The sequence below is a fragment of the Variovorax sp. Soil_C_39 genome, assembly GCF_057656815.1.
On the sequence record NZ_JBDGJQ010000003.1, the window covers coordinates 441,687 to 461,460 of the forward strand.

Genomic DNA, 19,774 nt, shown 5'->3' on the forward strand with positions numbered 1-19,774 from the left:
CGCTCATTCCGCCGTCCCCTGCCGCTCTTCGCCGTCGACGTGGTCGGTTCCGGTGAGGCCGCGCGAAGCCAGCATCACCACCAGGAACAATGCGGTCATCGCGAAGCCGATCACGATCGCCGTAAGCACCAGGGCCTGCGGCATCGGGTCGGCGGTGTTGGCGAGCGTGGCGGTGAAGCCTTCGATGAGCACCGGCTCGCTGTCGACCTTGAGCCGCCCCATGCTGAAGATGAACAGGTTGACCGCATACGAGATGAGCGTGAGGCCCATGATCACCTGGAAGGTGCGTGGACGCAGCAGCAGGTACACCCCCGAGCCGGAGAGCACGCCGATGGCGATGGCGAGCACGGCTTCCATCAGCGCGCGCCCTCCGCGGCCAATGCGGCGGCGGCTGCTGCGGCCTCGGCCGCCTTTTCGTCCTGCTCGGCGGCCCAGCGGTGGCTCCGGATCGATTGGTGCGCGAGCGCGGTGAGTATCAGCATGGTGGCGCCGAGCACCAGCGCGAACACGCCGATGTCGAAGAAGAGGGCGCTGGGCACGTGCAGTTCGCCGAGGATCGGGACATGCAGGTGCGCGGTGTGCGTGGTCATGAACGGATAGCCGAGCAGCACGGCGCCGCTGCCGGTGGCCATGGAAAGCAGCAGCCCGACCGCGATCCAGCGGCGCGGATAGATGCGCAGGTGCTCTTCGACCCATTCGGTGCCCGACACGATGAACTGCAGCACCAGCGCGACCGACATCACGAGGCCGGCGACGAAGCCGCCGCCCGGCGCGTTGTGCCCGCGCATGAAAAAATACACCGACACGAGCACCGCGAGCGGCAGCAGCAGCCGTACCAGCACCGCCGGCACCATGAGGTAGCCGACCGCGGTGTCCTTCGCGAGCCGCGGGTTCAGCAGGTCGCTGCTGCCGTCGTCGGTCTGCGCGCGCTGCTGCGGGGGCAGCGCCATCGATTCGGGCGCGGGCCGGAAGCGGCGCAGCAATGCATACACCGTGAGCGCCACCACGCCGAGCACCGTGATCTCGCCGAACGTGTCGAAGCCGCGGAAGTCGACCAGCATCACGTTGACCACGTTGGTGCCGCCGCCCTCGGTGAGCGCGCGTTCGAGGAAGAACGGCGAGATGCTCTGCGGGAACGGGCGCGTCATCATGAGCCAGGCCAACGCCGCCATGCCGCTGCCGGCGCACGCGGCCACCAGCAGGTCTCGCCCGCGCCGGCCCCAGGGCCTGAGCCGCGCGCGGGCGGGCTGCACTGCGTCCTTGCTGCGCATCGGCAGCCAGCGCAGGCCGAGCAGGATCAGCACTGTGGTGACGGCTTCCACCACGAGCTGCGTGAGCGCGAGATCGGGCGCCGAGAACCAGATGAAGGTGATGCAGGCAACGAGGCCCGCCGCCGACGCGAGCATCAGCGAGGCGAGCCGGTGGAATTTGGCCTGCCATGCCGCGGCCAGCGCACAGACGCCGCCGATGAGCCAGGTCATGGCGAACATCGGCGAGAACGGCAGCGGTTCGCGGCTGCCGCGTGCCACCGGTGCGGTCCAGAGCGCGGCCGCGGCGCCGGCGGCCGCCACCACGACCAGCAGCAGCAACTGCGACTGCATGCGCCGGGTGCCGAGCACGCGGCGGCTGCGGCGGCCGGCCTCGCTGAGCTGCGCGAGCAGGTGCTCGAAGATCAGCTGGCCGTCGAAGCGGTGCAGCAGCGGCGTGTGTTCGAGCGCGCCGCGTGCGCGGCGGCTGCGCTGCGACAGGTAGAGCGCTGCGCCGCCGGCGAGCGCGACGAAGCTCATCGCGAGCGGCAGGTTGAAGCCGTGCCACACCGCGAGGCTGTAGGCCGGCAGCACGCCGCCCACCACCGGTTGCGCGGCGGCCGCGAGCAGCGCGCCGATCGACCATGCCGGCGCCACGCCCACGACAAGGCAGACCAGCACCAGCAGCTCGACGGGCACGCGCATCCAGTGCGGCGGCTCGTGTGGCTGCTTGGGCACGTCGGGGCCGCAGGGCGGGCCGAAGAACACATCGAACACGAGGCGCGCCGAATAGGCCACGCTGAAGATGCCCGCGACCGTGGCGATCACCGGCAGGCTGAAGTCGATCCAGGGCGTGGACTGGATGAAGACGGTCTCGGCGAAGAACATCTCCTTCGACAGGAAGCCATTGAGCAGTGGCACGCCTGCCATCGCGGCGCTGGCGATGATCGCCAGCGTGCCCGTGATCGGCATCAACCGCATCAGGCCGCTGAGCTTGCGGATGTCGCGCGTGCCGGTCTCGTGGTCGATGATGCCGGCCGCCATGAAGAGCGACGCCTTGAACGTCGCGTGATTCATGATGTGGAACACCGCCGCTACCGCGGCGAGCGGGCTGTTGAGTCCCAGCAGCAGCGTGATGAGCCCGAGGTGCGAGATGGTCGAGTACGCCAGCAGTGCCTTCAGGTCGCGCTGGAACATCGCGATGAAGCCGCCGAGCAGCAGCGTGATCGCACCCGCGCCGCCGACCAGCCAGAACCACTGCTCGGTGCCCGAGAGCACGGGCCACAGGCGCGCCATCAGGAACACGCCGAGCTTCACCATGGTGGCCGAGTGGAGGTAGGCCGACACCGGCGTGGGCGCTGCCATGGCGCGCGGCAGCCAGAAGTGGAACGGGAACTGCGCGCTCTTGGTAAAGGCGCCGAGCAGGATCAGCACCAGCGCCACGGGGTAGAGCGCGTGGGCGCGGATCTCGTTGCCCGAGGCGAGCACCACGTCGAGCTCGTAGCTGCCAGCAATGCGGCCCAGCACCAGCACGCCGGCCAGCAGGCAGAGCCCGCCGGCACCGGTGACGGTGAGCGCCATGCGGGCACCGCGGCGTGCATCGCGCCGATGGTGCCAATAGCCGATCAGCAGGAACGAGAACAGGCTGGTGAGCTCCCAGAACAGCACCATCTGGATCAGGTTGCCCGAGAGCACCACGCCGATCATCGCGCCCATGAAGGCGAGGAAGAACGAGAAGAAGCGGGGCACCGGGTCGGATGGCGACATGTAGTAGCGCGCATAGAGCACCACCAGCGCGCCGATGCCGAGCACCAGCATGCAGAAGAGCCACGCGAAGCCGTCCATGCGAAACACCAGGTCGAGGCCCAGTTCGGGCAGCCACTCGATGTGTTGGCGCAGCACGTTGCCCTGGGCGATCTGCGGAAAGAACCACGCGGTCTGCACCGCGCAGCCGAGCGCCACCAGCCCAGCCAGCGTCGACTCCCGATTGCGCGCATTGGACGGCAACAACGCGGCCAGCACGCTGGCAATGAAGGGGAGGGCGACGAGGAAGACCAGGGGCATTGCGGTCGATTCTATCGACCGCACCCCCGGCCGGCCCCGCCAAAGCCGGTGCCGTCGGCCGGTTTTACAGCCCCGATCGCGGTCAGCCGGCCAGCACCTGCACGCTGCGGATGCCGAGCCAGGTCGCGACGAGCGAGCCGCCGAGGTGGGCGGACGCGGTGAGCAGGGCCACGCCCACGCGGCCCTCGAGCAGCATCGTCACCACCTCGGCCGAGAAGCTCGAGAAGGTGGTGAGCCCGCCGAGGAAGCCGGTCACCAGCGCCAGCCGCCAGACGGGGTCGAGGTCGGGCAGCAGCTGGAACGCAGCGATCGCCACACCGATCAGGTAGCCGCCGATCAGGTTGGCGGCCAGCGTGCCCCAGGGCATGAGTCCGCCGCTACCCAGCCAGAGTGCGAGGCCCCAGCGCGCGAGCGCACCCACGGAAGCACCCATGCAGATGGCGATGATCGGAAGCAGCATCGGCCTATTGTCGGTGGCGCGGATCTGTGGCTCAGGGCGCCATCTGCTGCGGCAGCCAGGTGACGAGCTGCGGCACGAAGTAGATGAGCAGCACGGCCGCTGCCATCAGCAGGAACATCGGCAGCGTGACGCGCGCGATGTAGAGCAGGTCCTTGCCGGTCATTCCCTGCAGAACGAACAGGTTGAACCCCACGGGCGGCGTGATCTGCGCCATCTCGACCACCAGCACGACGAAGATGCCGAACCAGATCGGGTCGATGCCGGCCGCGTGCACGGTCGGCATGATGACGCCCATGGTCAGCACCACCATCGAGATGCCGTCGAGGAAGCAGCCCAGCACGATGAAGAACATCGCGAGCATCGCGATCAGCTGGAACTTCGAGAGGCCGAGCGAACCGATCCATTCGGCCAGGTGGCGCGGCAGGCCGATGTAGCCCATGGCGAGCGTGAGGAAAGCGGCGCCGGCGAGGATCAGCGCCATCATGCAGTAGAGCCGCGTGGCGCCGAGCAGCGCTTCCTTGAAGCTGTGCCAACTGAGCGACCCCTGCGTGCCAGAGATGACCAGCGCGCCCACCACGCCCAGCGCCGCCGCCTCGGTGGCGGTGGCGATGCCGGCGTAGATGGAGCCGAGCACCGACAGGATCAGCAGCGCCACCGGGATCAGCGACAGCGAGGCCTTGAGCTTCTCCAGCAGCGGCAGCTTCAGGTCGGCCGGCGGCACGCGTTCGGGATGCCGCAGCGCCCAGACCATGATGTAGCCCGAGAACAGCAGCCCGAGCACGATGCCCGGCACCACCCCCGCGATGAACAGGCGTGCGATCGAAACGTCGGCACTCACGCCATAGACGATCATGATGATCGACGGCGGGATCAGGAGGCCCAGTGTGCCCGCGCCCGCCAGCGTGCCGATGACCATGTCGTCGGGGTAGCCGCGCCGCTTGAGTTCGGGCAGGCTCATCTTGCCGATGGTGGCGCAGGTGGCCGCGCTCGATCCCGAGACTGCTGCGAACACGGCGCAGCCCACCACGTTGGTGTGCAGCAGCCGCCCCGGCAGGCTCTGCATCCAGGGCGCGAGACCCTTGAACATGTCCTGCGAGAGCCGGGTACGGAAGAGGATCTCGCCCATCCAGATGAAGAGCGGCAGCGCGGTCAGTGTCCAGCTCGAGGCCGAGCCCCAGATGGTCACGGCCATTGCGTCGCCGGCCGGGCGCGACGAGAAGACCTGCATGGCGATCCATGCGACGCCCGAAAGCGTGAGCCCGATCCAGACGCCGCTGCCGAGAATGAGGAACAGCGCCGCGATCAGCAGCGCTGCGACGGCAATGTCATTCATGGCGCAGCGCCTCCGCACCCTCGGCCTTGGCCGGGCGGCCGCGCCACTCGATCACGAACTCGTCGAGCGCCGCAATGGCGAACACCAGCGCGCCGAGCGCCATCGAGAGTTGCGGCAGCCACAGCGGCGTGGCGTCGTTGCCGGTCGAGATGTCGTGGAATTCATGCGACTGCAGTACCAGCCGCGCGCTGTACCAGGCGAACAGCAGCGCGAGCACCGCACCGGCACCCATGGCCCAGCGCTCGAGCCAGCGCTGCGCCGTGGGCGGCAGGTGCTGCAGCACCAAGGTCACGCGGATGTGCTCGCCGCGCTTGAGTGTGTGCGCCAGCGCCAGGAAACCCGCACCGGCCATCAGGTAGCCCGCATAGGCGTCGATGCCCGGCACGTTGAAATGCAGCTGCCGGCTGACGATCGACAGCAGCACCATCGCCAGCAAGCCGATCATGAAAAGCGCCGCCAGGGCGGCGGCGCTGTCGTAGAGGAAGTCGAGGGCTTTTCGCATCGGGCGCGGTGCGGGCTCGGCTCACATCTTCTTGTAGGCGTCGACCACGGCCTGTCCCTCGGGCCCGGCCTTCTCGAGCCATTCCTTGATCATGGTGTCGCCGATCTTCTTCATGTCGGTTTTGAGTGCGGCCGAGGGCACGTGCACGGCCATTCCGTTCTTCTTGAGCAGGTCGAGGTACTCGACGTTCTTCTTCTTCGAGAGTTCCCAGCCGCGTTTCTCGGCGTCGGCTGCGGCCTTGCGCACGGCGTCCTGTACGGGCTTGTCGAGCGCATCAAAGGCCTTCTTGTTCATGAGGATCGCGTTCTTCGGCAGCCAGGCCTGCGTGTCGTAGAAGTTCTTGATGTATTCGAAGGTCTTCGTGTCGTAGCCGGTCGAACCCGACGACATGTACGACTCGATCACGCCGGTGGCCATGGCCTGCGACAGCTCGGCCTGCTGCACGGTGACGGGCTGGGCGCCGACGAGTTCGCCGATGCGCGCGGTGGCGGGGCTGTAGGCGCGCCACTTGACGCCCTTGAGGTCGGCGGCCGATGCGATCTCCTTCTTCACGAAGATGCCCTGCGGCGGCCAGGCCACCGTGTAGAGCAGCACGATGCCCTGTTCGGCGAGCTTCTTCTCGAGCGCGGGCTTCTGCGCCTGGTAGAGCTTCCACGCCGCGTCGTAGCTGTCGGCCAGGAACGGAATGCCGTCGGCACCGAACATCTGCCACTCGTTCTGGTAGTTGACCAGCAGGATCTCGCCGAGCTGCGCCTGGCCGCCTTGCACCGCGCGCTTGATTTCGGGCGCCTTGAACAGCGAAGCGTTGGCGTGCACCGTGATCTTGAGCTTGCCGCCGCTGCCCTTGTCGACGTCGCTCGCGAACTGCATGTTGTTCTCGGTGTGGAAGTTGCTCGCCGGGTAGGCGGTGGGCAGGTCCCACTTGGTCTGCGCGAATGCTGCGGCGCCAAGGGTGAGGCCAGCGAGGGCGATGCCGAACTTGTGATTCATGGGCTCTCCGGACGTATGAAGTGAAAAACGAAGGCCAGCATACGTGCAAATTCCGGGCCACTTGTGAGGCATTTCCCTGCCACGCGATGCCATGTGCGCGCTGGCGCGCCGTGCGGCCGGGCATGAAAAAGCCGCCCCGGAGGGCGGCTCGGTTCGCAGCGGCTGCTGCGGTGGGCTCAAGGCTTGGCTGGCTTCGCAGGCTTGGCCTCGGCCGACGCGGCAGCCGGCTTCGCCATGCTCGCGGGCGGGGTTGCCGCGGGTGTGGTCGCCGGCGCGGCCGCTGGTGCGCTGAAGGCCTTGCCGTTGACCGTGAGCCCTTCGCCCGAGAGCTTCTCGGCGGTTTTGTCCTTCACGCCCTTGACGCGCTGCATCAGGTCGGCCCAGTCCTTGAACTCGCCCTGCTTGCGCGCATCGAGGATGCGCGTCGACATGGCCGGGCCCACGCCCTTGATGCCATCGAGATCGGCCGCCGTGGCCTTGTTGACGTCGACCGCGGCGAACGAAGCGGCGGCACACAGCATCGCCAGTGCGGCGAAGATTTTCTTCAGCATGATTTTTGAACTCCCTGATGGTTGATCGAACTTCTTGCCGGCAGAGGTGCCGGCGCGCGTTCAACGGCCCAGGAAGATCTGCGTTGACGGCGCTGTGGCTGGCAGCCGCCCAGGTGACCATTGTTCCCAACCGTGGTCGGAATGTGGCTCAGAGTTCCTCGACGCGGCGCGGGGGATAACTGTCCCAGGCCTGGCATCCGGGGCAGTGCCAGAAGTACTGGTGCGCCTCGAAGCCGCAGGCGGCGCAGCGGTAGCGCATCAAGGGCCGCGTGGCCTGGTCGAGCGCGCGCTGGACCTGCGGATGGAATTGCTCGTGCTCGAAGCGTTCGCCGGCGAGCCAGCGCGACGCGGCCACGAGCGAGGGTTGTTGTGCCAGGTGCGCGATGTAGCCGTCGCGTGGCGCGAGCGGCTGGTCGTCGGCGGCCGGCGTGGCCGCGTGGGGCGCACCGCCGAGTGCGATCAGCGCCTCGAGCACGTCGATCGAGGGTGACTCGGCATAGCGCCGTTGCAGCAGTGCCAGCGCCTCGGACTCGCGGTGCGCCGCGACGGCCGCCTGCTGCAGCGTGGCGGCATAGAGCGGTAGTGCGAGCGGCGCGGTTTCGCCGAGCTCCAGCAGCGTGTCGAAGGCCGCAGTCGCATCGCCATTGCGCAATTGCAGCGTGGCGGTGTCGATGGCGGGGCGTGGCGCCTGCGGCGCCTGTGCCACGGCTTCGTCGAGAAGGCGGGCGGCCGCGGCGAGGTCGCCTGCCGCCGCCTGCTCGGCAGCCTGCTCGCAGAGGTGGTGCGCGCGGCGCGTGCTGTAGCTCGCCTGGTCGGACTCGTCGAGCTTGCGCGCCACATCGGCCGCCTGCGTCCATTCGCGCGAACGCTCGTAGATGGCCAGCAGGGCGAGCCGTGCTTCGTTCTCGTAACGCGTGCCTTCGAGCTTCTGCAGCGCGGCCTCGGCGCGGTCGAGCAGCCCGGCGCGCAGAAAGTCCTGCGACAGCGCATGCTGCGCGCGCTCGCGGTCGGCGCGGCTCAGGTCGCCGCGGCCGAGCAGATGTTCGTGCACCCGCACCGCGCGCTGGTATTCGCCGCGCCGGCGAAACAGGTTGCCGAGCGCGAAGTGCAGCTCCTGCGTGTCGGGGTCGTTCTGCACGGCTTCGATGAAGGCATCGATGGCCTGGTCCTGCTGCTCGTTCAACAGGAAGTTGAGGCCGCGGAAGTAGGCCTTGGGCGCCTGCCGGTTCTCGAGCTTGAGCTGCCGGAGGTCGAAGCGCGATGCGAGCCAGCCCAGCACGAAGGCGACGGGCAGGCTGATCAGCAGCCAGCTGGGATCAAAGTCCATGTTGACGTGCGGCCGGGAGGTCGGTGGCGGAGAGGGATGGCGCCGGCGCGGGCGCCGTGGCGGGCGGGCCCGGCATGGGCTGGACCTGCGGCGCGGCGGAAGCCGGCTGCGCCGCCGCGGCGGCGCGATGCTTCCACCAGCCCGGCAGCATGCCGAGCGCACCGACCACGAGGCCGCCCGCGAAGGCCGCGAGCACGACCAGCACCAGCGGCGCGCGCCAGTGCGTGCCGAAGAAGAAGTACACCGTGGCGTCGTGCTGGTTGTTCAGCGCGAAAGCGAAGAGCGTAAAAAAAATGGCTGCCTTGAGCAGCCACAGGATGTATTTCATAGCCATTCCCGTTGCCGGGGGCATTTTACGGTTGCCGCCGCCATGTGCGGCTCAGGGCTTCCGGTCGGGAGGCAGCGCGCTGGTGCCGAGTTCGGCGGTGCGTGCATCGACGGCCTCACGCAGGGCCTTGCCGGGCTTGAAGTGCGGCACCCGCTTCTCGGGAATCTGCACGCTCTCGCCCGAGCGCGGATTGCGCCCGATGCGCGGCGGACGCCGCGTGACGGAAAAGCTGCCGAAACCGCGGATCTCGATGCGGTGGCCGCGAACCAGTGCGTCGCTCATCGCGTCGAGGATGGTCTTGACGGCGTATTCGGCATCGCGGTGCGTCAGCTGCGCAAAGCGGGCTGCGAGTTCTTCGACAAGATCGGAGCGGGTCATAGGCCGGGCAAAAAACGGGGACGAAAAAAAAGACAGAGCGGCCCCAGGGCCTGCTCTGTCTTCGGACTCGACTTACTTGCTGTCGTTGTTGTCCAGCTTGGCGCGCAGCAGGGCGCCCAGGCTCGTCGTGCCCGCGTTCTCGCGTGACGACTGCTGGCTCAGGTTGGCCATGGCGCCTTGCTCGTCGACCATGTCCTTCTGCTTGATCGACAGCTGGATGTTGCGGGTCTTGCGATCCACGTTCACGACGATGGCGGTGACTTCGTCGCCTTCCTTCAGCACGTTGCGGGCATCTTCGACGCGATCGCGCGAGATTTCCGAAGCACGGAGGTAGCCGATGATGTCTTCGCCGAGGTCGATTTCAGCGCCGCGGGCGTCCACGGTCTTGACCTTGCCGGTCACGATCTGGCCCTTGTCGTTCACCGTGGTGAACGTGGTGAACGGGTCGCCGTCGAGCTGCTTGATGCCCAGGCTGATGCGCTCGCGGTCGACGTCGACGGCCAGCACGATCGCTTCGACTTCCTGGCCCTTCTTGTAGTTGCGAACGGCGGTTTCGCCGGCTTCGTTCCACGAGAGGTCGGACAGGTGCACCAGGCCGTCGATGCCGGCAGCCAGGCCCACGAAAACGCCGAAGTCGGTGATCGACTTGATCGGGCCCTTGACGCGGTCGCCGCGCTTGGTGTTCTGCGCGAATTCCTGCCATGGATTGGCCTTGCACTGCTTCATGCCCAGGCTGATGCGGCGCTTCTCTTCGTCGATCTCGAGGACCATGACTTCGACTTCGTCGCCCAGCGAGACGATCTTGTTCGGAGCGATGTTCTTGTTGGTCCAGTCCATTTCGGAGACGTGCACCAGGCCTTCGATGCCGGGCTCGAGTTCGACGAACGCGCCGTAGTCGGCGATGTTCGTGACCTTGCCGAACAGGCGGGTCGACTGCGGGTAGCGGCGCGAAACGCCCATCCACGGGTCGTCGCCCATTTGCTTCAGACCCAGCGAGACACGGTTCTTCTCGGTGTCGAACTTGAGGATCTTGGCGGTGATTTCCTGGCCGGCCTGAACGACTTCGCTCGGGTGGCGGACACGGCGCCATGCCATGTCGGTGATGTGCAGCAGGCCGTCGATGCCGCCGAGGTCCACGAACGCGCCGTATTCGGTGATGTTCTTGACCACACCGCGCACGACTGCGCCTTCCTTCAGCGTTTCCATCAGCTTGGCGCGCTCTTCGCCCATGCTGGCTTCGACCACGGCACGGCGCGACAGCACGACGTTGTTGCGCTTGCGGTCGAGCTTGATGACCTTGAATTCGAGGGTCTTGTTCTCGTAGGGGGTCAGGTCCTTGATCGGACGCGTGTCGATCAGCGAACCCGGCAGGAACGCGCGGATGCCGTTGACGAGCACCGTGAGGCCGCCCTTGACCTTGCCGCTGGTGGTGCCGGTGACGAAGTCGCCCGATTCCAGGGCCTTCTCGAGCGCGAGCCACGAAGCGAGGCGCTTGGCGGTGTCGCGCGACAGGATGGTGTCGCCGTAGCCGTTTTCGACGCTGCCGATGGCAACGGAAACGAAATCGCCGGCCTGGACTTCGAGTTCGCCCTTGTCGTTCTTGAACTCCTCGATCGGCACATACGCTTCGGACTTGAGACCGGCGTTGACGACGACGTGGTTGTGCTCGACGCGCACGACTTCGGCCGTGATGACCTCGCCGGTGCGCATTTCAGAACGCTTCAGGGACTCTTCGAACAGATCGGCAAAAGATTCAGACATTGATGGTTCCTTCCGTCAGGCAGGGTTGGCAGGCGCTCATGCGGAATTGCGTGCGACTGCGCTGAGGTCTGTAGACGGCGGTTGTTTGGGCGGTTGCCCGGTTGGTTGAACATCCCGGCGGGCCAGTGCGCTGTCGCGCGAGAAGAGCCTGCCGGAGCGGTGGGCGCCATCCGGAACCCGGCTGGCGCGAGCCTTTCAAGCGGGCTTGAAAGGCCGTCGGTTCAGTCGTTCAAGTGGGCTCGAACGGCTGGATCTGCTGCCACCATGCCAACACCTGATCGATCGATTGCGCGATGGACAGCTGGGAGTTGTCGAGGTGGCGGGCGTCGTGCGCCGGCTTCAGAGGGGCCACGCTGCGGGACGAATCCCTGGCGTCGCGCGCCTCCAGGTCGGAGCGAAGACTGTCGAGTGTAGTCGAAATACCCTTTGAAATCAACTGCTTATGCCGCCGCTCGGCGCGCTGGGCGGCGCTGGCGGTGAGAAAGACCTTGAGCGCCGCGTTGGGAAAGATCACGGTGCCCATGTCGCGCCCGTCGGCGACCAGGCCCGGCAGCTGCCGGAAGCGCTGCTGCAGGCCCAGCAGCGCCTCGCGCACGGCCGGCAGCGTCGAGACGCGCGAGGCGTCCATGCCCGCGGCTTCGGTGCGGATCTCGTCGCTCACGTCCTCGCCGCCGAGCAGCACCTTGCCCTCGGCGAAGTGCAGCGGCAGGGTGCTCGCGAGTGCGGCGATGCGCGCCTCTTGCGCCGGCTCGGCCTCGAGCCCGGCGCGCCGCATGGCGAGGCCGGTCACGCGGTAGAGCGATCCCGAATCGAGGTAGTGGTAGCCCAGCAGGCGCGCGACCTCTGCCGCGAGCGTGCCCTTGCCCGACGCCGTGGGGCCGTCGATGCAGATCACCGGGATCTCCGCGGCCCGTGCGACCGAGAACAGGGTCTCGAAGTAGTCGGGAAAGGTCTTGGCGACGCAGTGCGGCTCGAGAATGCGGACCGGCAGGCCGGCCGGATTGAACGCCGCGAGCGAGAAGCACATCGCCACGCGATGGTCGTCGTAGGTGCGGATGCTCGCCGGCCGCCAGAGCGCCGCAGCCAGCGGATGCACGCGGAGGAAGTCGGGGCCGGACTCGACCGTGGCGCCGAGCTTGCGCAACTCGTTGGCCATGGCCTCGATGCGGTCGGTTTCCTTGACCCGCCAGCTCGCGATGTTGCGCAGGGTGCTTGGGCCATCGGCGTAGAGCGCCATCACCGCGAGCGTCATGGCGGCATCGGGGATGTGGTTCGCGTCGAGGTCGATGGCCTTGAGCGGCCACGCGCCGCGCCGGACTTCGAGCCAGTTGGGCCCGCTGTCGACCTGCGCGCCCATCTGGCGGGCGGCGTCGATGAAACGGATGTCGCCCTGGATCGAGTCGGCACCCACGCCTTCAATGCGGATGCCGCTGGCGCCGGCATCGCCCGTGGCGATCGCGCCAAGGCCGATGAAATAGCTGGCCGACGAGGCGTCGGCCTCGACGTGGATGTCGCCGGGCGAGCGGTAGCTGCTGCCCGCGGGAATGGTGAAGCGTTCCCAGTTGTCGCGCTGCACCGCGATGCCGAAGCGCGCCAGCAGGTTCAGCGTGATCTCGATATAGGGTTTGGAGATGAGTTCGCCGACCACTTCGATCACGACATCGCGTTCCGCCGCCAGCGGGAGTGCGAGCAGCAGCGCCGTGAGGAACTGGCTCGACACGTCGCCGCGCACGCGGATCGGCGCATCGAGCACCAGCGCGTCGCGGTCGACCGGGTGGATGCGCAGCGGCGGATAGCCGGGGTTGCCGAGGTAGTCGATGCGGCAGCCGAGCTGGGTCAGCGCATCGACGAGGTCGCCGATCGGGCGCTCGTGCATGCGCGGCACGCCGCTGAGTTCGAAGTCGCCGCCGAGCAGCGACAGCGCTGCGGTCAGCGGCCGCATCGCGGTGCCCGCGTTGCCCAGGAAAAGCGACAACAGCGCGCCGCCGGATTGGAACTGGCCGCCGATGCCGGTGATGCGCAGCGCCTTGCCCGAGGCCTCGACGCCGCAGCCGAGCGCGCGCAGCGCATCGAGCATCACGCGGGTGTCGTCCGAGTCGAGCAGGTCGTGAACGGTGGTGGTGCCGTTCGCGAGTGCAGCCAGCAGCAGCACGCGGTTCGAAATGCTCTTGGAGCCCGGCAGCTGCACCGTGCCGGCGGCGGACACGAGGGCGGGTAGGTCGAGGAAGGCGGTCGAAAACATGTCAGTGGCGCCCCCCGGCCGCCCGAAGCCGCTGACGCGCCCCCTCGGGGGGCAGCGATACGCAAAGCGATGAGCGTGGGGGCAGTTTCATTTCAGGCGTCCAGGGCGGAGGTGTCGCTGCCCGGCTGCCAGGCCGCGCGGGCCTTGCTTGCCGATGCAATCGCCTGCTCCAGCGCGTTGCCGTCGGCCGCGGCCATCAGCGCCTCCAGATCGAGCAGTGCCTGGCGGAAGGCCTGCGACTGCTGCAGCACCTGCTCGCGGTTGGCGAGCAGCACATCGCGCCACATGACCGGGTCGCTGGCCGCGATGCGAGAAAAATCTCGGAACCCGGGACCCGCGAGACGGAGGAAACGGTCGCCCTGCGACTGGGAGAGCAGGGCGTTGGTGTAGGCAAAGGCCAGCAGATGCGGCAGGTGGCTCACGGCCGCGAAGGCGCTGTCGTGCTCCTCATGGGTCATGGTGAGCACGTTGGCGCCGATGCCGCTCCAGAGTTGCGAGGCGCGCTGCACGTTCGAGCGCAGCGTGGCCTTGACCGGCGTCAGCACCACCTTGCGGCCCGTGAAGAGCGAGGCCTCGGCATGCTCGACGCCCGACACTTCCTTGCCCGCGATCGGATGCGCCGGAACGAAATTCGCGAAGTGGTTCTGCAGGCCATGGCGCGCGGCCTCGATCACGTCGCCCTTGGTTGAACCCACGTCCATGATGAGCGTGTCGCTAGAAAGGCCGTGGCGGATGGCCTTGAATGTGGCCTCGGACGCCGCCACCGGCACCGCCAGCAGCACGAGGTCGGAGCCCGAGACCGACAGCAGCGCTGACGGCGCGGCGACGTCGATCACGCCGAGTTGGCGCGCCCGCTCGGTGGTGGACGGCGACTTGCTGTAGCCCACCACGCGCTTCACCAGCCGGGCGCGCTTGAGCGCGAGCGCGAAGGAGCCGCCGATGAGCCCGCAGCCGATCAATCCCAATTGCTCGAACATGGTGCGCGTCCGGTCAGGCTTTGACGGGATAGGCGCCGAGCACCTTGTAGAAAGCGCAGAGGCCGCGAAGCTCGGCCAGCGCCGCCGCCACGTTGGGCTGCGAAGGATGGCCATCGAGGTCGATGTAGAAGTAGTACTCCCACTGGCCGGTACGCGCGGGCCGTGACTCGAAGCGGGTCATCGAGACGTTGTTGACCTTGAGCGGCACGAGCAGGTCGTGCACGGCGCCCGGTCGGTTGGGCACCGAGACGATCAGGCTGGTGCAGTCGCGCCCCGATGCCGGCGGCATGGCGAGCGTCTGCGGCAGGCAGATCACCGAGAAGCGGGTGCGGTTGTACGAGTCGTCCTGGATAGCGTGCGCGACGATGTGCAGGCCGAAGCGCGTGGCCGCCCGCTCGCCCGCCAGTGCGGCCCATGCCGGGTTCGATGCGGCGAGCCGGGCGCCTTCGGCGTTGCTCGAGACGGCGCGCCGTTCGGCATTCGGCAGGTGCTTCGAGAGCCAGGTCTGGCACTGCGCGAGCGCCTGCGGATGGGCCAGCACGGCCTCGACGCCCTCGAGCGTGTTGCTGGTGCGCAGCAGATGATGGCGCACGAGCAGGCTGACTTCGCCGACCACATGGGTGGGCGAGTGCAGGAACAGGTCGAGCGAGCGCGTGACCACGCCTTCGGTGGAGTTTTCGACCCCGACCACGCCGTACTGGGCGCTGCCTGCGGCCGTGGCGTGGAACACCTCGTCGAAGCTGGCGCAATAGACCAGGTCGGCGGCACCGCCGAAGTATTCGATCGCGGCCTGTTCGCAGAAGGTGCCTTCGGGCCCGAGCACGGCCACGCGCTGCGGCGATTCGAGTGCCAGGCAGGCCGACATGATCTCGCGCCAGATGGCGGCCACGTGCAGGTCCTTGAGCGGACCGCCGTTGCTCTTCTGCATCTTCTCGATGACCTGCGCCACGCGGTCGGGGCGAAAGAACGGGGTGCCTTCGCGCTTCTTGACCTCGCCGACCTGTTCGGCCACATGGGCGCGCTCGTTGAGCAGGGCGAGCAGTTGCTGGTCGAGCGAATCGATCTGCACACGCAGATCGGACAGGCTGTCGGAATTTTCGGGGGAAGAGGGCGGTGTGGGTGCGGAGGCGGTCATCGTGGCGAGCAGCGGCTGGGCATGCCCTAGGCATGCGATCGCTCGAATTCTCGCATGTAGCCCACGAGTGCCTGCACGCCTTCGAGCGGCATCGCGTTGTAGATGCTCGCGCGCATGCCGCCCACCGACTTGTGGCCCTTGAGCTGCAGCAGGCCCGCTTCGCGCGCACCTGCCAGAAAGGCGTCGTTGCGGCTTTCGTCATGCAGGAAGAACGGCACGTTCATGCGTGACCGGCAGCCCGGATCGATCCTGTTGACGTAGAACGAGGAGGCGTCGATGAAGTCGTACAGCAGCTTCGCCTTGGCGATGTTGCGCTGCTCCATGGCGGCCACCCCGCTCAGCGTGCCTTCGGTCTGCTGCAGGAGCCACTGGAACGTGAGCCCTGCCATATAGATGCCCCAGGTCGGCGGGGTGTTGTACATGGACTTGTTGTCGGCCACGGTCTTGTAGTTGAACGCGCTCGGGCAGATCTCGAGCGCACGGCCCAGCAGGTCGTCACGCACGATCACGAGCGTGAGCCCGGCCGGGCCGAGGTTTTTCTGCGCACCGCCGAAGGCGAGGCCGACGCGGCGCCAGTCGACGCTGCGCGATGCGACGTGCGAGGAGAAGTCGATCACCAGCGGCGCGCTGCTGCCGAGCGCCGCGAGATCGGGAAGTTCGTGGAATTCGACGCCGTTGATGGTCTCGTTGGTGCAGACGTGCACGTACGAGGCATCGTTGCCGAGTTGCCAGGTTGCAGGATCGGGCAGGCGCGTGTGCTGGTCGCCGGCATTGCTGGCCGCGACGTGCGCGGTGCAATAGCGCTGGGCTTCCTTCTGCGACTTGATGCTCCAGCTGCCCGTGATGACGAAGTCGGCGGTGGTGCCGCGCGACAGGTTCATCGGCACGATGGCGTTTTCGCCGAGCCCGCCACCCTGCATGAAGAGGATGTGGAAGTGTTCTGGAACGGCCAGCAGCTGGCGGATGTCGGCTTCGGCCTGCGTGCAGATGGCGCCGAACTCCTTGCCTCGATGGCTCATCTCCATCACGCTCATGCCGCTGTCTTGCCAGTCGAGCATGTCGGCGGCAGCGCGTTGCAGCACCGCCTCCGGCATGGCGGCCGGGCCCGCCGAGAAGTTGTACGGGCGCGTGCCGGCGGGCGTGGGCTGCTGCTGGGGCGTCACGTCACTTCTTGTTGTTGTTGGAAGAGGACCTGGCCGGGGCCTTGGCGGGCGCCGCGCCTTGCGAGCCGCCCGTGGGGGCACCGAGTGCCTTGGCCACGTTCTCGTCGAGCGCGCGCATCTTGGGCTCGATGGTGGCGCGCGTTTCGGTCACGAGCTTCTCGGTCAGCGCGGTCTGCATCTTCGGATTGAGGTCCTGGTACTTCTTGCTGAGCGGCGAGTTGATCCAGGCCAGCAGCTGCTTGAGCTCGTCTTCGCTGAAGTTCTGCTCGAGGATCGGGGTCAGCGCGCCAGGTGCGAGCTGCACGGCCTTGTCGCGCACGATCGGATAGGACTCGTCGAAGTACTTCTTGAGCTCGGCGTCGGCGGCCTTGGCGGCAGCTTCGCGCTTGGCTTCGGGCACCTGCGTCTGCAGGTACTGCGAGCCGGCCTGCGCGATCGGGGCGCTCGATTGCTCGATCAGGCCACGCGCGAGCGATTCGATGCCGGGGCGCTGCACGTCGATGAACTGCTTGATGAGCGCGGCCTTGTCCTGGGCCATGGCGGCCATCGAACTGCCGGCCAGTGCGACCGTCAGAAGTGCGAGCTTGAATTTTTTCACTGAGGATTCTCCGTTGAAGATGTGGAAGTGTCGTCCGCGTCCGGCTCGATGTCGCCGTTTGCGTCGTTCTCGACGATACGCTGTAGCCCGCTGAGTTTTGCGCCTTCGTCGAGCCCGATCAGCGTGACGCCCTGCGTTGCGCGACCTAGTTCACGAATTTCGGCAACACGGGTGCGCACGAGCACGCCCTTGTCGGTGATGAGCATGATCTCGTCGTCCGCATGCACGAGGGTGGCGGCAACGACCTTGCCGTTGCGCTCACTCTGTTGAATCGCAATCATGCCTTTGGTTCCGCGACCATGCCGCGTGTACTCGGTAATGCTTGTGCGTTTACCGTAACCATTTTCGGTGGCAGTCAGCACGCTCTGCTGCTCGTCCTCCGCCACCAGCATCGCGATCACGCCCTGGCCTGGCTCGAGCGACATGCCGCGCACGCCGCGCGCATTGCGGCCCAGCGGGCGCACGTCTTCCTCGTCGAAGCGCACGGCCTTGCCACCGTCGCTGAACAGCATCACGTCGTGCTTGCCGTCGGTGAGCGCGGCGCCGATGAGGTAGTCGCCCTCATCGAGGTTCACCGCGATGATGCCGCCCTTTCGCGGGTTGTTGAACTCGTCGAGCGTGGTCTTCTTGACCGTGCCCATCGAAGTCGCCATGAAGACGTACTGGTCGGCCGGGAAGTTGCGCTTCTCGCCGGTGAGCGCGAGCGCGACGTTGATCTTCTCGCCTTCCTGCAGCGGGAACATGTTGACGATGGGACGCCCGCGAGAACCGCGCGAGCCTGCCGGCACTTCCCAGACCTTGAGCCAATACAGGCGGCCGCGGTTGGAGAAGCACAGGATGTAGTCGTGCGTGTTGGCGATGAAGAGCTGGTCGATCCAGTCGTCTTCCTTGGTCACCGTGGCTTGCTTGCCGCGGCCGCCGCGCTTCTGGGCGCGGTATTCGTGGAGCGGCTGGCTCTTGATGTAGCCGCTGTGCGACAGCGTGACCACCATGTCGGTGGGCGTGATCAGGTCTTCGGTCGAGAGGTCGAAGGCACTGTGCTCGACCAGACTGCGGCGCGCGCCGAGCTTCGATTGGCCGAACTCCTGCTTGATCGCGCCGAGTTCCTCGCCAATGATGACCGAGACGCGCTCGGGCTTGGACAGGATGTCGAGCAGGTCGTCGATCTCGGCCATGACGTCCTTGTACTCGGCGACGATCTTGTCCTGCTCGAGGCCGGTCAGGCGCTGCAGGCGCATCTGCAGGATCTCCTGCGCCTGGGTTTCCGAGAGGCGATAGAGGCCGTCGCCGCCCATGCCGAACTCGCGCTCGAGGCCTTCGGGGCGGTAGTCGTCGGCGTTGATCACGCCGCCGTCGGCACGCGTGCGCGTGAGCATCTCGCGCACCAGCTTGCTGTCCCAGCTGCGGGTCATGAGCTCGGCCTTGGCCACCGGCGGGGTGGGCGCGTTGCGGATGATCGAGATGAACTCGTCGATGTTGGCGAGCGCCACAGCCAGGCCCTCGAGCACGTGGCCGCGTTCGCGCGCCTTGCGCAGCGTGAACACGGTGCGCCGCGTGACCACCTCGCGGCGGTGCTGCAGGAAGACCTGGATCAGGTCCTTGAGGTTGCAGAGCTTGGGCTGGCCGTCGACCAGCGCCACCATGTTGATGCCGAAGGTGTCCTGCAGCTGCGTCTGCTTGTAGAGGTTGTTCAGCACCACTTCGGGCACTTCGCCGCGCTTGAGTTCGATCACCAGGCGCATGCCCGACTTGTCGGACTCGTCCTGGATGTGGCTGATGCCCTCGATCTTCTTCTCGTGCACCAGCTCGGCCATGCGCTCCTGCAGCGTCTTCTTGTTGACCTGGTAGGGGAGCTCGTCGACGATGATCGCCTGGCGCTGGCCGCGGTCGATGTCCTCGAAGTGGCACTTGGCGCGCATCACGACCTTGCCGCGGCCGGTGCGGTAGCCGTCGCGCACGCCATTGATGCCGTAGATGATGCCGGCGGTCGGGAAATCGGGCGCCGGCATGATCTCCATCAGCTCGTCGATGCTCGCCTCCGGATGACGCAGCAGGTGCAGACAGGCGTCGACTACCTCATTGAGGTTGTGCGGCGGAATATTGGTGGCCATGCCGACTGCAATACCGCCGGAGCCATTCACCAGCAAATTCGGCACCTTGCTCGGCAGAACCTTCGGCTCTTTTTCGGAGCCGTCGTAATTGTCCTGAAAATCGACCGTTTCCTTGTCGATATCGGACAGCATTTCGTGCGCAATTTTGGCCAGCCGGATTTCCGTATACCGCATTGCGGCCGCGTTGTCTCCGTCCACAGACCCGAAGTTGCCCTGGCCGTCCACCAGCATGTGGCGCATGGAGAAATCCTGCGCCAGCCGCACGATCGTGTCGTAGACCGACTGGTCGCCGTGCGGGTGGTACTTACCGATCACGTCGCCCACGATGCGGGCGGACTTCTTGTAGGCGCGGTTCCAGTCGTTGTTGAGCTCGTGCATCGCGAAGAGCACGCGCCGATGCACAGGTTTCAGGCCGTCCCGCGCGTCGGGAAGCGCTCGGCCCACGATCACGCTCATGGCGTAATCGAGATAGCTGCTGCGCATTTCCTCTTCGAGACTGATGGGCAGGGTTTCTTTGGCGAAGGAGGTCATTGAGGCGAGAGGCTGGCGGCAGAAGGCGGAATTTTACGCTCTGAGGGGTGTCGCTCCGCCGCAACACAAGGCGGCT

At 66.9% G+C, this 19,774-nt stretch carries 17 protein-coding genes; all 17 read right to left on the reverse strand.

Annotation, left to right across the window (positions count from 1 at the left end):
* Nucleotides 1–3 precede the first annotated feature (3 nt).
* Nucleotides 4–357, reverse strand: coding sequence for a Na+/H+ antiporter subunit C (locus AC3A6J_RS10090; RefSeq protein WP_487859792.1), 354 nt, complete (start codon nt 355–357; stop codon nt 4–6).
* Nucleotides 357–3,311 carry a monovalent cation/H+ antiporter subunit A gene (locus AC3A6J_RS10095; RefSeq protein WP_487859793.1) on the reverse strand — a complete coding sequence of 985 codons (2,955 nt, stop codon included), beginning with the start codon at nt 3,309–3,311 and terminating at the stop codon, nt 357–359. Before AC3A6J_RS10095 ends, AC3A6J_RS10090 begins: the two co-directional genes overlap by 1 nt.
* A gap of 82 nt (nt 3,312–3,393) precedes the next feature.
* Nucleotides 3,394–3,771 (reverse strand): fluoride efflux transporter CrcB, encoded by a 378-nt coding sequence (gene crcB, locus AC3A6J_RS10100; RefSeq protein ID WP_487859794.1) that lies wholly within the window; start codon nt 3,769–3,771, stop codon nt 3,394–3,396.
* Nucleotides 3,772–3,802: 31 nt separating this feature from the next.
* Nucleotides 3,803–5,104 carry a TRAP transporter large permease gene (locus tag AC3A6J_RS10105; RefSeq protein ID WP_487859795.1) on the reverse strand — a complete coding sequence of 434 codons (1,302 nt, stop codon included), beginning with the start codon at nt 5,102–5,104 and terminating at the stop codon, nt 3,803–3,805.
* A complete protein-coding gene (locus AC3A6J_RS10110; protein ID WP_487859796.1) occupies nt 5,097–5,606 on the reverse strand; it encodes a TRAP transporter small permease in 510 nt (169 codons plus the stop codon). The genes AC3A6J_RS10105 and AC3A6J_RS10110 overlap by 8 nt, the downstream gene beginning before the upstream one ends.
* Nucleotides 5,607–5,627: 21 nt before the next feature.
* The gene (locus AC3A6J_RS10115) at nt 5,628–6,596 is read right to left on the reverse strand and encodes a TRAP transporter substrate-binding protein (protein ID WP_487859797.1); all 969 of its coding nucleotides are present in this window, start codon (nt 6,594–6,596) and stop codon (nt 5,628–5,630) included.
* A gap of 176 nt (nt 6,597–6,772) precedes the next feature.
* The gene (locus tag AC3A6J_RS10120; RefSeq protein ID WP_487859798.1) at nt 6,773–7,147 is read right to left on the reverse strand and encodes a ComEA family DNA-binding protein; all 375 of its coding nucleotides are present in this window, start codon (nt 7,145–7,147) and stop codon (nt 6,773–6,775) included.
* 148 nt (nt 7,148–7,295) lie between these two features.
* Complete coding sequence (gene lapB / locus AC3A6J_RS10125) at nt 7,296–8,474, reverse strand: lipopolysaccharide assembly protein LapB (RefSeq protein ID WP_487859799.1); 1,179 nt, start codon at nt 8,472–8,474, stop codon at nt 7,296–7,298.
* A complete protein-coding gene (locus tag AC3A6J_RS10130) occupies nt 8,464–8,802 on the reverse strand; it encodes a LapA family protein (protein WP_487859800.1) in 339 nt (112 codons plus the stop codon). The genes lapB and AC3A6J_RS10130 overlap by 11 nt, the downstream gene beginning before the upstream one ends.
* Nucleotides 8,803–8,853: 51 nt before the next feature.
* A complete protein-coding gene (locus AC3A6J_RS10135; protein WP_487860051.1) occupies nt 8,854–9,216 on the reverse strand; it encodes an integration host factor subunit beta in 363 nt (120 codons plus the stop codon).
* 36 nt (nt 9,217–9,252) lie between these two features.
* On the reverse strand, nt 9,253–10,941 hold the full coding sequence (gene rpsA, locus AC3A6J_RS10140) for a 30S ribosomal protein S1 (protein ID WP_487859801.1): 1,689 nt from the start codon (nt 10,939–10,941) through the stop codon (nt 9,253–9,255).
* 229 nt (nt 10,942–11,170) lie between these two features.
* The gene (locus tag AC3A6J_RS10145; RefSeq protein ID WP_487859802.1) at nt 11,171–13,183 is read right to left on the reverse strand and encodes a bifunctional 3-phosphoshikimate 1-carboxyvinyltransferase/cytidylate kinase; all 2,013 of its coding nucleotides are present in this window, start codon (nt 13,181–13,183) and stop codon (nt 11,171–11,173) included.
* Nucleotides 13,184–13,275: 92 nt separating this feature from the next.
* Complete coding sequence (locus AC3A6J_RS10150; protein ID WP_487859803.1) at nt 13,276–14,160, reverse strand: prephenate dehydrogenase; 885 nt, start codon at nt 14,158–14,160, stop codon at nt 13,276–13,278.
* Between the two features lie 13 nt (nt 14,161–14,173).
* A complete protein-coding gene (gene pheA, locus AC3A6J_RS10155) occupies nt 14,174–15,295 on the reverse strand; it encodes a prephenate dehydratase (RefSeq protein WP_487859804.1) in 1,122 nt (373 codons plus the stop codon).
* A gap of 26 nt (nt 15,296–15,321) precedes the next feature.
* Nucleotides 15,322–16,389, reverse strand: coding sequence for a 3-phosphoserine/phosphohydroxythreonine transaminase (gene serC / locus AC3A6J_RS10160; protein WP_487860052.1), 1,068 nt, complete (start codon nt 16,387–16,389; stop codon nt 15,322–15,324).
* Nucleotides 16,390–16,459: 70 nt separating this feature from the next.
* Nucleotides 16,460–17,056, reverse strand: a complete 597-nt coding sequence (locus AC3A6J_RS10165) for a DUF2059 domain-containing protein (protein ID WP_487859805.1) — start codon at nt 17,054–17,056, stop codon at nt 16,460–16,462.
* Nucleotides 17,053–19,698 (reverse strand): DNA gyrase subunit A, encoded by a 2,646-nt coding sequence (gene gyrA / locus AC3A6J_RS10170; protein WP_487859806.1) that lies wholly within the window; start codon nt 19,696–19,698, stop codon nt 17,053–17,055. Before gyrA ends, AC3A6J_RS10165 begins: the two co-directional genes overlap by 4 nt.
* Nucleotides 19,699–19,774 lie beyond the last annotated feature (76 nt).